The 11,430-nt window shown below is 66.9% G+C and carries 11 protein-coding genes and 1 riboswitch; of the genes, 6 read left to right on the top strand and 5 right to left on the bottom strand.

Translation table 11 applies throughout. The annotated features are described in order from the left end of the window. Positions 1-63: 63 nt before the first annotated feature. A riboswitch (SAM riboswitch) is annotated at positions 64-183 on the top strand. Positions 184-232: 49 nt separating this feature from the next. Genes H578_RS12690 through H578_RS16110 form a run of 3 tightly spaced genes read left to right on the top strand, consistent with a single transcriptional unit; the run spans position 233 to position 2,722 of the window. After that, a complete protein-coding gene (locus H578_RS12690; RefSeq protein ID WP_169558488.1) occupies positions 233-1,342 on the top strand; it encodes a PLP-dependent transferase in 1,110 nt (369 codons plus the stop codon). Positions 1,343-1,374: 32 nt separating this feature from the next. Next, on the top strand, positions 1,375-2,526 hold the full coding sequence (gene metX / locus H578_RS0102320) for a homoserine O-acetyltransferase MetX (protein ID WP_425411253.1): 1,152 nt from the start codon (positions 1,375-1,377) through the stop codon (positions 2,524-2,526). A gap of 46 nt (positions 2,527-2,572) precedes the next feature. After that, positions 2,573-2,722 (top strand): hypothetical protein, encoded by a 150-nt coding sequence (locus H578_RS16110; protein WP_156837180.1) that lies wholly within the window; start codon positions 2,573-2,575, stop codon positions 2,720-2,722. Here the strand turns inward: H578_RS16110 and H578_RS0102315 are convergent. After that, complete coding sequence (locus tag H578_RS0102315) at positions 2,708-3,661, bottom strand: L-lactate dehydrogenase (protein WP_022872099.1); 954 nt, start codon at positions 3,659-3,661, stop codon at positions 2,708-2,710. The two genes, H578_RS16110 and H578_RS0102315, sit on opposite strands and share 15 nt — an antisense overlap. Before the next feature lie 134 nt (positions 3,662-3,795). On the opposite strand from H578_RS0102315, the gene allB reads away from it, so the two are divergent. Together allB and H578_RS0102305 are read left to right on the top strand one after the other, a co-directional pair. Next, positions 3,796-5,262: an allantoinase AllB gene (gene allB, locus H578_RS12685; RefSeq protein WP_022872098.1), complete on the top strand. Its 1,467-nt coding sequence runs from the start codon at positions 3,796-3,798 to the stop codon at positions 5,260-5,262. Then, positions 5,259-5,561: a helix-turn-helix domain-containing protein gene (locus H578_RS0102305; RefSeq protein ID WP_022872097.1), complete on the top strand. Its 303-nt coding sequence runs from the start codon at positions 5,259-5,261 to the stop codon at positions 5,559-5,561. The genes allB and H578_RS0102305 overlap by 4 nt, the downstream gene beginning before the upstream one ends. 1 nt (position 5,562) lies before the next feature. Here H578_RS0102305 and H578_RS0102300 read toward each other — a convergent pair whose 3' ends face one another. Next, the gene (locus H578_RS0102300; RefSeq protein WP_051130754.1) at positions 5,563-6,372 is read right to left on the bottom strand and encodes an SGNH/GDSL hydrolase family protein; all 810 of its coding nucleotides are present in this window, start codon (positions 6,370-6,372) and stop codon (positions 5,563-5,565) included. A gap of 288 nt (positions 6,373-6,660) precedes the next feature. On the opposite strand from H578_RS0102300, the gene H578_RS0102295 reads away from it, so the two are divergent. Then, complete coding sequence (locus tag H578_RS0102295; RefSeq protein WP_022872095.1) at positions 6,661-7,344, top strand: alpha/beta hydrolase; 684 nt, start codon at positions 6,661-6,663, stop codon at positions 7,342-7,344. On the opposite strand, the gene H578_RS16520 is transcribed toward H578_RS0102295, so the two are convergent. From H578_RS16520 to H578_RS0102280, 3 genes are read right to left on the bottom strand one after another with little or no spacing between them, the layout of a single operon-like run. Further along, on the bottom strand, positions 7,323-9,278 hold the full coding sequence (locus tag H578_RS16520; protein WP_022872094.1) for a glycosyltransferase: 1,956 nt from the start codon (positions 9,276-9,278) through the stop codon (positions 7,323-7,325). The genes H578_RS0102295 and H578_RS16520 overlap by 22 nt on opposite strands. Next, the gene (locus H578_RS12680) at positions 9,275-10,303 is read right to left on the bottom strand and encodes a hypothetical protein (protein WP_022872093.1); all 1,029 of its coding nucleotides are present in this window, start codon (positions 10,301-10,303) and stop codon (positions 9,275-9,277) included. Before H578_RS12680 ends, H578_RS16520 begins: the two co-directional genes overlap by 4 nt. Further along, a complete protein-coding gene (locus H578_RS0102280; protein WP_022872092.1) occupies positions 10,300-11,385 on the bottom strand; it encodes a glycosyltransferase in 1,086 nt (361 codons plus the stop codon). Before H578_RS0102280 ends, H578_RS12680 begins: the two co-directional genes overlap by 4 nt. Positions 11,386-11,430 lie beyond the last annotated feature (45 nt).

Raw genomic sequence — 11,430 nt, 5'->3', positions numbered from 1 at the left:
ATATCTCCCGGTTCACCTGGGGACTTGCTTCACAGCGGCTCCACAAGGCAGAATTGCGCACTAGGTCAAGAGTGCCAGCGCAAAACCCCGGTTTGCTGGCCGGCAACCCTCCAGTTCGCGGTGGGGTGCCCCGGGTGACGACCTGGCCGGACGGATAAGCACCCGTCACGGCAAGCGCGGACCTTCACTCCACAGTGCGGGTCTCACCTGATGAGCACGGATGGAGACCATCATGAGCGAATTTGAAACCCGGCTGATTCACGCCGCATCCTCCCGCAGCGACAACCCCACGGAGACTCTCGAGCAGACGCTGGCCTCCCTGGAAGGCGGAGCACAGGCACGGGCTGTCACCGACGGGCGAGAAGCCCTGGCGTTGGCGGTGTTGCATGTGGCCGAACCCGGTAGCCACATTGTGGTGGCGCCTTCGTTGTTCGCGGGGCACCGTGAGGTGTTCACCGAGCTGCTGCCGCGCTTCGGCGTGGAGGCGGACACTGTGGCGGATCCCGACGACGCCGAATCCTGGCGTGCCGAGCTGAAACCCACCACGGCTGCCCTGCTCAGTGAGTCGATTGCCGACCCCCGCGGAGACGTGCTGGCCTTCGATGAGGTCGCCGAACTGGCCCGCCAGCACGACGCCGCGTTCATTGTGGACAACACCTTGGCCACGCCGTACCTGGTCCGACCCATCGAGCGGGGTGCTGACCTGGTGGTCCACACCAGCGCGGACCTGTTGTCCGGGCGTGCCCGGACCGCGGCGGGGATCATCATCGACGCCGGCACTGTGGAACCGGCTCTGCGGGAACCGCTGCCCCGGCAGCTGGGACCGGCCCTGCCGGGGGTCATTGCGGAGGAGATTTCCGCTGGGCTGCACACTCTGGCTGCCCGGATGACCCGCCAGACTGCCGCCGCTCAGCAGGTCGCCGAGTTCCTCCACGCCCACCCGGGGGTGCACCACGCCTACTACTCCGGGCTGGTGACCAGCCCCTGCGCAGAACGGGCTGACTCCTACCTGCCAGCCGGGGCCGGTGCGGTGGTCTCCTTCGAGGTCTCTGCCGGACGGGACCCGGTCAACCAGGCTGTTGCGGCCCGGGAGACAGTAGCCGCACTCCGGCTGTTCCGCAGGTCTTCCGGTGTGGGTGGGCCCCAGGCACTGGCGATCAGCCCCCTGGCCACCACCCATAGGGACCTCAGTGAGGAACAGCGCCGCGCTGCCGGGGTCCGCCCGGCCCTGGTGCGGCTGTGGATCGGATTGGAACATCCGGCTGACCTCATCGCCGACCTCGACACTGCGCTGCAACGGGCCGCACACTCTGCTGAGACGCCCGCGGCTGCACTGGCCTGAGAAAGGACGCCGCAGCCGACGTGCTCACCGACATCCCCGCCACCACCACACCACCGGTCCGGCTGCCCAATGATTTCGGCGACCGCCCCGCAGGTGCCCTGAAAACGCTCGACGTCGGGGCGTACCAGTTCGAAACCGGTGGGGAACTGCCCCAGGTGACTATTGCTTATGAGACCTGGGGGCGGCTGAACGCTGCCGGAGACAACGCGGTGCTCATCGCCCATGCGTTGACCGGGGATTCCCATGTCGCCGCCACGCAGGCTGATCCTGCCCCGGGCTGGTGGGAGAACCTGGTGGGACCGGATCGGCCGGTTGATCCGCGTGAGTGGTTTGTCATCGCCCCAGCGATTGTCGGCGGATGCTACGGCAGCACCGGCCCGGCGTCACCGGACCCTGAGGGGAAGCCGTGGGGCTCGCGGTTCCCGTTCACCACGATTCGTGACTCAGTCCACTTGGAGTATCGCCTGGCGGCTCAGCTGGGCATTACCCGCTTCCGTGCGGTACTGGGAGGCTCGGTCGGCGGTGCTCGGGCCCTGGAATGGGCGGTGACCTATCCGGACATGGTCGAGGGCGTGGGGGTCTTTGCCTGTGGTGCGGCCACCACTGCCGAGCAGATCGCTTTCGGTCAGGCGCAGTTGCAGGCGATTCGCAACGATCCGCATTTCAACGGTGGAGACTACTACGGTGGCCAGCCGCCGGAGGTCGGGCTGGGCCTGGCCCGCCGGATTGCGCATATCACCTACCGCAGTCCCGGAGAGTTCGAGGCCCGTTTCGGACGGAAGCCTCAGGGCAGTGAGGATCCTTTCACCGTACGGCACCCGGTGGCTTCGGGGCGTCCGGGCGGTCGGTACCAGGTGGAGTCTTATCTGGATCACCAGGCTGCCAAGTTGGTTCGCCGGTTTGACGCCAATGCCTATGTCACCATCACTGAGGCACATCTCAGCCACGACGTGGGCCGCGACCGTGGAGGAGTGGCCGCTGCTCTGCAGCGCGTCACGGCTACTCCGTTTATCGCCGCGGTAGAAAGTGACCGGTTGTTCTACCCCCATGAATCCGATCAGCTGGCCGGACTGCTTCCCGGTGAGCACACGACGCATGTGATCCGTTCACCCATCGGCCACGACGGGTTCCTCACCTCGCCGGATCAGCTTGGTGCGGAGCTGAAGAGCACACTTCGGTTGTGACCAGCCGCGCTATGACCTTCTGCCCAGGCGGCTTAGAGTAGGGACTATGGCTGAGCCTGAAACCCCTGCAGAGCCCGAGGCGGCTCCGGAATCCACGGTGCGCAAACCCAAAGCGCCCTCCCCGATGGGTGGGATGGGCACGACCGGTTCCATACCCGTGGTCCCGCCGCGGAAGCGGCCGCTACACTCCGAGTGAGGCTTGCACGTGCTGCAGCGCCTGGGCTGAAGCACGCAAGTGCTCGGCTTCTTGCGCAGAAAACGGGGTACTCAATACCGGAGATGCCCCGGCTGCGGAGACCACACTGGGGATGGACAACGCGGTGCCGGTGATGCCGTGGAACCCCTCGAGCACCGTACTGACCGGCAGCACCGCGTGCTCATCATTGAGGATTGCTTCAACGATCCGCACCCCGGAGAGCCCAATGGCGTAGTTGGTGGCACCTTTGCCCTGAATGACGTGGTAGGCGGCGTCGCGGACATCCCCGGCAATCTGATCCAGTAGCTGCGGGGTGAACACCGGTTGCCCATCCCGCTCCCAGTCCAGCAGCGGGGTGACCCCGATACTGGCCGAGGACCACAGGGGAAACTCCGTGTCTCCGTGTTCTCCGACGATGTGGGCATGCACGCTCTGCCGCGCCACCCCAGCCCGTTGAGCCAGCTGCCAGCGCAGCCGGGCCGTGTCGAGCACGGTTCCGGAGGAGAAGACCCGTTCAGTGGGCAACCCGGAGATCTTCTGCGCGGCCACGGTGAGCACATCGCAGGGGTTGGTCACCAGCAGGTACACAGCCTCAGGTGCGCGTTCGAGCAACTGGGGCATGAGGGTATGCAGGATCTCCACATTGGTGGCCGCCAGGTCGAGCCGGGTCTGGCCGGGATCCTGCTTGGCACCGGCAGTGATGACCACGACGTCGGCCCCTTCGATATGGGCCAGATCCGCTCCGCCGTCGATGTCGCTGGCTCCGGTGAATTGGCTGCCGTGGGCGAGGTCGAGGATCTCGGCTTCCACTTTGGCAGCGTCGATGTCGTAGAGGCGGACGTGGCGGGCTGAGCCGCGAATCATCGCCGCGTAGGCGGTGGAGGTTCCCACGCTTCCGGCTCCGACGACGGCGAGGGTGGAATTCTCAACAACGCTCATGCCCCCACCCTTGCACAGTTCACCCCACCACACGAGGGGTCAGGGACTGTGATCTCCCGGCGAAAGGGCAGCTTGATACCAGGTGTGAACACGCTGTCAACATTCCTGAAACACGGTGCATCTACCGTGACGGCATGAATGTGCGCCACCTCATCGCCGAGCAGGTCCTCCTCGACGGTGAGCTGCGCCCTGCCCACCTGGAGATCACCGAGGAGGGGACCATCCGCCGCATCCACCGGTTGCCCCCAGGGGCCGGGGCGCAACGGGCCGCGGTCGTGCGGGCCACCGACATCTCCGGTGGGGAGGGGATGCAGGTGCTCAAACCCGGGCTAGTGGTCCTTCCCGGCGTCGTCGACACCCATGTGCACCTCAACGACCCCGGTAACACCCGCAGGGAGACCCTAGCCACCGGCACCATGGCCGCAGCACTCGGCGGGGCCACGACGTTAGTCGATATGCCGGTGCACAACCGCCCCGCCACCACCACCGCAGAAGCCCTGCGCACTAAAGCTGAGCGTGCCGCCGGACGGATCACCGTCGACGTCGGGTTCTGGGGCGGACTCACGCCCACTGGTCTTGACCACCTCGAAGACCTCGCCGAAGCCGGGGCCCTGGGGTTCTTCGCCACTCTGGTCTCCGGGGCGCGTTTCGATGCCCTGAGCCCTGCCCAACTGCGCGAAGCAATGACCCGCATCCGCCGTACCGACCGGATCCTCGCCGTGCACGCCGAAGACTCCCGCACCATTGCCCGGGCCACCGCAGCTCAACCACCCCGACGCCGTCTCACCCGGTACAGCCACTTCGCCGCCTGTCGTCCATCCGAAGCTGAAGCCCTCGCCGTGGCAGGCCTCATCGACGCGGTGCGCGAAACCGGCTGCCCCACTCACGTGGTGCATCTCTCATCCGCCGCCGCGCTGAAACACCTCCGCACCGCCCGGGCTGAGGGTCTGCCCATCACCGCCGAGACCTGCCCGCACTACCTGTGCTTCGCCGCCGAAGAGATCCCCGCCGGGGCAGCCAACTACGTCTGCCTGCCGCCCATCCGCGAAGCCGCAGACCGCGAAGCCCTGTGGGAAGGACTCGACGACGGCACGATCGACGTCGTCACCTCAGCCCACTCTCCGGCAGCGCTGGAGGAGAAACCCCGGCACACCACAGATTTACGCACCGTCCGGCCCGGGATCTCCGGGCTGCAGGTGAGCTTCGCCGCCGTCGCCGCAGCCGCCGCCCGGCGCGGGATCGGATTGGCCAGGGTCAGCCAGTGGATGGCCCAGGTGCCTGCCCGGCTGATGAACTTAGCGCGCAAAGGGGCCATCACACCCGGCCGGGACGCCGACCTGGTCATCTACGACCCGGACCAAGCCCACGTGGTCTCCGGTTCGGGACTGGCCCACCAGAACCCCTCCACCGCCTACGACGGGATGGAGATCCGCGGCACAGTGGTCGCCTCCATGCTGCGCGGTACCGAACTGTTCAGCGCGCAGGACCCCTCAACGGTGCTCACCCAGGACGGCAAGCTGCTGGGCTTCAACCCCGCGGATACCGCACACGCCACCGCAACACCCCCGGTGCGTAACAGCCAGGCGGTGGGAGCGGCGTGAACGCACCGGAGCATAATGGCATCACCACCGGCCGGCGCAACGGGGTGCAGTCAGTGGAGCGAGCCTTCCAGATCCTCGAAGTCATCGCCGTGCGCGGCGGCACGGTCACCTTGAGCGAGGTCGCCGCCGAAACCCAGCTGCCCGCGGCCACCGCACACCGGTTGCTCCGCACCATGATCGCCACCGGATTCGTCAAACAGCTGAAAAACCGCAGCTACGGGCTCGGGGAGAAGCTGGTGCCCATTGGGCAAGTCGCCGCCGGAAGCCGACGCCCTCGCAGTGAGCGCAGCCCCAGTTAAATCACTGCTGACCGGCAGCCCCACCGGGGGGCATTGAGCCGCCGAACAGTGGTTCGATGTTTGGACGCTTAGCGCTGATCCCATCCCCGGAGGAACGTCCCCGCAGCCGACGGATCACCCAGGGGAACAAGTGGTGCCGAGCCCAGACGGCGTCGTCGACCCGTGCTTCCCGCCAGGAACGTTCCGGCACCGGACGCGGCTCCACCGGGTCCAGGTCGTGCGGGACATTGAGGGTATCCAGCACCATCCGCGCGATGGTGTGGTGGCCCAGCGCAGAGAAATGCAAACGGTCGGCATCCCACATCTCCGGGCGAGTCAGCTCCCGCAGTGACCACATATCCGCGACGACGGCGTCGTGACGGGCAGCGACCGTGCGGACATTCTCGTTGAAGATCGCCACTTTACCGCGAATCGAACCCACCACGGGGGTTTCGCGCACATCCGGGCCATTGAACAACACGATCGTCGCCCCCGTAGTCGCCAGGATCTGCACCATCGTGTCAAGAATCCGGGCGGTCTCATCCGGGTCTGTGCCAGGGCGGATCACATCATTGCCGCCGGCGCACAGGGTGATGAGATCGGGTTTGAGCTGCAGGGCGGGGGCGATTTGGTCATCGCGGATCTGCTCGATGAGCTTGCCCCGCACCGCCAGGTTCGCGTAGGCGAAGTTTTCCGTGCCGGCGGCCAGTTCCTCGGCGACACGATCCGCCCACCCCCGGTGATACCCCGGGCGGGACTCATCCGGATCCCCGATGCCTTCAGTGAAGGAATCACCCAGGGCGACGAACCGCTGCCACGGGTGCTTGGGCATCCGCAGTTCGCCCTGACCCCCCTGCGGGTTCTGCGGTACGGGATCAGCTGAGGTGATGACTCCGGCTTCGGACCCCACCACGGTGATTCCCTGACCCGGATCGGGCTGACCCTCTTGTTTGTCCGGAACGGGGTTCTCTCCGGTCTCTGACCTGCGCGGCTGGTGTGCTTGCGCTTCTGAGCTCACAGACTCATTGTCACCCAACTCGCCAGTAACGTCTATCCGGGCGCCGGACGGGACCGGCCGGAGCGGGCCGTGCGGGTGACCACGGGTGCATAGGATGGTTCCATGGCACAGGACTACCAGGTCATCTGGACCGCAGAGCCCGCCGACCGCGAGGGAACTCCGCTCATTGTGCTGCTGCACGGTTACGGGGCCAACGAACGGGACCTGCTCTCCCTGGTGCCGGGGCTGCCTGCTGAAGCCACCTACGCGGCGGTGCGGGCACCGGTGGCTCTGGGATACGGGGCCTACACATGGTTTGACCTCGACGTCGAACGGCTCGCTTACTCCTCGGCTGCGGCACGTCAAGCCGTCGAGGACCTCGCCGGATGGATCGACCACGTGCGTACCCCACACAGCAGCGTGAGCCTGCTGGGATTCTCCATGGGAATGGCGATGGCCACCTCCCTGCTGCGCAGCCGACCCGCTGACTTCACCGCCTGCGTGGGGCTCTCCGGATTCGCGGTGGACCCCAGTCGTGGAGACGGCCTTCACGGGTACTTCGACGACGAAGCGCTCGCCGCCCGCCAGGTGCCGTTCTTCTGGGGGCGAGACCAGCATGACCCCATCATCCCCGCTGAACACATCGACTACACCCACCGCTGGGCCACTGACACTGTGGACCTAACCAAAGTGCTCTACACCGGGGCCGGGCACGGGATCGTGCCCGAAGAAGTCGCCCACGTCAACGAATTCCTCACCGCGAAGGTCATCGACAGCTCACCGCCTCAGCCCAAGACCTCGCGGTAGATCTCCTCATGCCGGCGGGCGATGTCCCGCCGCTGCTGCCACCGGGCCTGTTGCCGCGCCACCGCCTGCTGTGGGGTGTCCACTCCGGCGGCCTCAGCGGCGCTGCGCACGGCCGAACGCAGAGACGCGGTATCGAGCACACCGGAGTTCCACCGGTAGATGAACTCGGCACCCTGGCTGGCGTAACAGCCCACATTCGGGGCGATGACCGTGGTGCCCAGGTCATGGCAGGCCTCCAGCCACCCCGAATGCGTCCCGAAGCGGTATGGCAGCAGGGAGGCGTGCAGACTGGCCAGATAATCGAAGAGCTCAGCGTCGCTGAAGTAATCATGGACCCGCAGATCAACCGCCAGCCCGTCTGAGGCCAGCTCGTCGAGCGCGGCGACCAGCTCGGGGTCGTACCGGGCGCCGTCGGGTTGGTAGACATCGGTGTGCACGTTGACCTGCAACACCCCACCGGGGATCTCCGCGACCGCATGCGCGGCCGCAACCAGCACCGGTACCGCCGCCATATTCTGCCGCAGGGATTTCAGGTGCAGGCCGAGTCGGAACTCATCGGCTCGCCGCAGTTGACGGCTGCCGTAGTCACTGATGAGCGGCAAGTCCACCACATGGGGATGGGCGATGACCTCCGCGGTGACACCCCAGCGAGCGTGCAGGATCTCCGCGGCACGGTCACTGAGCGTGATGACCGCTGAGGCGGCCTCCAGCAGTACGGTCATCTGTGCCTGGTGGAGGGCGGTGTCGCTGTGGTGCGGATTCTGCAGATCGTGGACGGTGTAGACCAGCGGAATGCCTCGGGTGCGCAGAGCGGTGGTGAACTGCCCCAGACGCGCCGGGTCTTCGGCGTCGAACCCGAAGTGCACGTGGAACACATCGGCGGCCAGCTCCTCGACCGCCTCAGGGTCAAGGAGTCGGGGTGGCCACCAGGGCGCTCCGGTGGGTGGATCCTCTCGCGCCGGGGGAGGATCGGGTAAGCGGACGACGACGCCGTCGTCCTCATCCTCTGGAGGCGCCAGATGCCGAATATAGACATGCGAACTCGGCACGGAGGCGACCCGGACCGTACGCACCCAGTCCTCCGCGGTGTCTCCAGCACCGGTGTCAGCGAGTCCGGGGCTGGGAGTGTCCTGGGTCATCAGCCGTCGAGTGACCAGCCCTCGGGCAGCGAAAGCCTCCAGCCAGCCACGCATCGGCCAGTGGCCCCATCTCGCTGCGTAGCGTCGTCCGTTGGTGAGGATGTCATCGAGATGTTCCACCGGGGGATCCGAGACCGGGTGGTGCTGATGGAAGGCTCGTGCCGACCCCACCCAGCGCAGTGGTATCCCAGACTGCTCCACCCGCCGGGCCAGGTCAGTGTCCTCGGCTCCGTAGCCGGTGTACTGCTCGTCGAAGCCCCCGAGAGAGTCGAAGACCCGGCGAGACACCGCGAAGGACAACGACCAGAACAGATCATAGTTCTGCCCGGGTTCAGTGAATCCCGGTGCTGGAGTCGGCCGGGCGGGATGAGGATCCGCCAGGGTGGCCAGTTCGGCGTCAGTGCTCCCTTCAAGGTCGGTCTCCGGCAGATAGGCCACCGGACCGCAGAGAATCTCACCGGGGAACTCTTCCGCGGCCTGCCGGTACCCGGCCACCAGCTCCCGGCTGGGAATGCAGTCCACGTCCAGGAAGATGAGCAGGTCCTCAGGGTCCTCGCCGCTGAGTCGGGCTCCGGTGTTCCGCGCAGCGGCCAGAGGCAAGCCTGCGGTCTCCACCGGCAAGTGGCAGATGCACAACGGTCCCGGGATCTGGGCGGCGATAGTGCCGGCGGTGGCATCCCCCATGGTGACCACCACGTGTACCTCCGGTGGGGTGTCGGCTGTCATCAGTGCCCGGCGCATCCGGCGTAAGTGCTCGTGCCGTCCGGCCACAGAGGTAATGACCACAGTTCTCATGGGCGGATCTCCCTGTCTAAGAGCTCGATGAAACGTACTGCAGCCTGTCCGTCGGTCCAGTGCTGCCAGCAGGAGGCATCGAGCCCGGCGGCCTGGTGGACACTCTCCCGCCAGGCTGCCGGGGTGTCAGTCCGTGGGGCCGGGACAGCCGGCCAGGACCCACGCAACAGCACCTCGGCGAGGTGATGTTGCTCGCCATGGGGACGTTGCTGAGGCATCACCACCGCCGGGGTCCGGGAGGCGGCGACTTCGGCCACAGCGTTCTGGCCCGCTGCGGTGACCACGAAGTCGGCAGCGTGGAGGACCGGCCAGGGGTCCTCACGCCACGCAGCGGTTCCGCCGAGCACAGTGACCTGTGCCTCGGGACAGCCCCGGCGCAGAGCGGCCACAGCAGGTGCGGGGATCCCCCCGCCGCCGCGACCACTGAGCACCGCGATACGCAGCCCCGGGACGGGAGTGCGGGGTGTGGCGGTCTGCACTGCAGGTGAGAAGCGGCAGAGCCCACCCAGCGGCTGTGTGGCGGGGCCGGCGTCGTCGCGCTGGAGCAGCCCTTCGGCCTCTCGAGGCCAGAACCCCACCACCGCTTCAGATAGCTGATACCCCAGCTGGTGGGCCGGGTCCCGACGGTCTCCTGGCAGGGCGACGACCACGACGGGAACTCCGTGGAGCCGTGCGATGAGAGTTACCTCCACGGAGATATCAACCACCAGCAGTGCCGGCGCGGTCTGATCGATCCACGCGGAGATCATCGCCATACGCCGCCGCAGCCCCGCATGACGGGTGGGTACCCAGTGCAATGCCCCGCCAGCGGTCGGATCGCCCAGGCCCCCGGTGGCCGGTTCCCTGGGAGCCTGGCTGGGGGCATCGGAGGGCAGGTGGATCCACGGCCCAGGCCACTTCGGTGGGGCCGGAGCGCTGGAGAGTCCGGTCACCGGTTCGTCTCTCCGCCGGGCCCACAGTCCAGCCCAGCTCAGCGCACGGTGGAGGTGCCCTGACCCCTGGTGGTGGATGTAGCAGCCGATCATGCCGTGGGACTCCGCTGCTTCGGGTTGCGGGCTAAGCGGGCATAGAGTTCTTCATACTCATCGACCATGCGCGTCAATGAGAGGTGCCGTTGGGCCCACTGGCGCACCCGCATCCGGTCACAGCGCAGAGCAGTGCGGATCGCTTCAGCCAGAGCGGCGGGGGAATCATCGGCGGCCAGGGCTCCGGAGGCCGGCCCGATGAGTTCGATCAGACCACCGCGCGGGGTTGCTGCCACGGGAGTTCCGCAGGACATCGCCTCAGCGGCCACCAGCCCGTAGGGTTCGTCCCAGATCGGACTGACCACTGCCACCGCCGAGGCGCCCACCACCTCGACCAGCTGCTGGTGACATAAGTGACCCCGGTAGACCGCAGCGGGGCCGAGCAGTGGTTGGACCCGCTCGGCGAAATATGCCGCATCCATCACCGGACCGGCCAGCTGCAGCCGTATCCCTGCCGCACGGGCAGCCTCAATAGCCAGGTGTGGGGCCTTTTCCGGGGCGATCCGGCCGATCCACACCGCGTCGTTGCCACCAGGACCGGGTCGCCACCGGCAGGTATCCACCCCGTTGGTGATGACCTGAACCGGAGCACTGAACTCTGCGGTGTATGACCAGGCGCCGGCCGTGGCGCGACTGACCGCTACAAACCGGGCGGCATGGCCCGCGTAGTGCATGGCTGACTCCAGCCACGGGGTCGGGGGAGTGTGCAGTGTGGTCACCAGCGGGGCATCGAGCAGCTGAGACATCGCCACCGGTAGATGGTGCAAGGAGTTGTTATGCACCACATCGAACTGACAGGCCCCTGCCAGCTGCAGCATCAGCCCCAGGTACGCGTGGTGCTGTTGCATCCAGGACTCCGGAGCCGCACTGATATCCCGGCGCGCCTGGTCGGTCAGCTGCAGCGACTGCGGGTGGATCGCCTCTGCTTCCAACGCCGGATCACTACCGGCCGCGGCGAACAAGGTGACCTCATGCCCACGGGACTTCAGGGTGCGGGCCAGGGCATGGGTGTGCGCCTCCAGTCCGCCGGCGAAGGGCTCGGCGATGGGGAACTGGCTCGAGGCGATGAGACAGATACGCACGAAACGCGACCGTAGTCACCAACTCCGTGCATTTCCTGGGAATTT

Origin of the sequence: Nesterenkonia alba DSM 19423, assembly GCF_000421745.1 — a bacterium.
In the GTDB taxonomy this organism is placed as follows: domain Bacteria; phylum Actinomycetota; class Actinomycetes; order Actinomycetales; family Micrococcaceae; genus Nesterenkonia; species Nesterenkonia alba.
This window is presented reverse-complemented; position numbering and strand designations above follow the sequence as displayed.

Excerpts from the sequence above, each read along its gene's own strand:
- H578_RS12690 (WP_169558488.1), top strand. The coding sequence starts at position 233 with ATGAGCGAATTTGAAACCCGGCTGATTCACGCCGCATCCTCCCGCAGC.
- H578_RS16110 (WP_156837180.1), top strand. The coding sequence starts at position 2,573 with ATGGCTGAGCCTGAAACCCCTGCAGAGCCCGAGGCGGCTCCGGAATCC.
- H578_RS0102315 (WP_022872099.1), bottom strand. The coding sequence starts at position 3,661 with ATGAGCGTTGTTGAGAATTCCACCCTCGCCGTCGTCGGAGCCGGAAGC.
- allB (WP_022872098.1), top strand. The coding sequence starts at position 3,796 with ATGAATGTGCGCCACCTCATCGCCGAGCAGGTCCTCCTCGACGGTGAG.
- H578_RS0102300 (WP_051130754.1), bottom strand. The coding sequence starts at position 6,372 with ATGCCCAAGCACCCGTGGCAGCGGTTCGTCGCCCTGGGTGATTCCTTC.
- H578_RS0102295 (WP_022872095.1), top strand. The coding sequence starts at position 6,661 with ATGGCACAGGACTACCAGGTCATCTGGACCGCAGAGCCCGCCGACCGC.
- H578_RS16520 (WP_022872094.1), bottom strand. The coding sequence starts at position 9,278 with ATGAGAACTGTGGTCATTACCTCTGTGGCCGGACGGCACGAGCACTTA.
- H578_RS12680 (WP_022872093.1), bottom strand. The coding sequence starts at position 10,303 with ATGATCGGCTGCTACATCCACCACCAGGGGTCAGGGCACCTCCACCGT.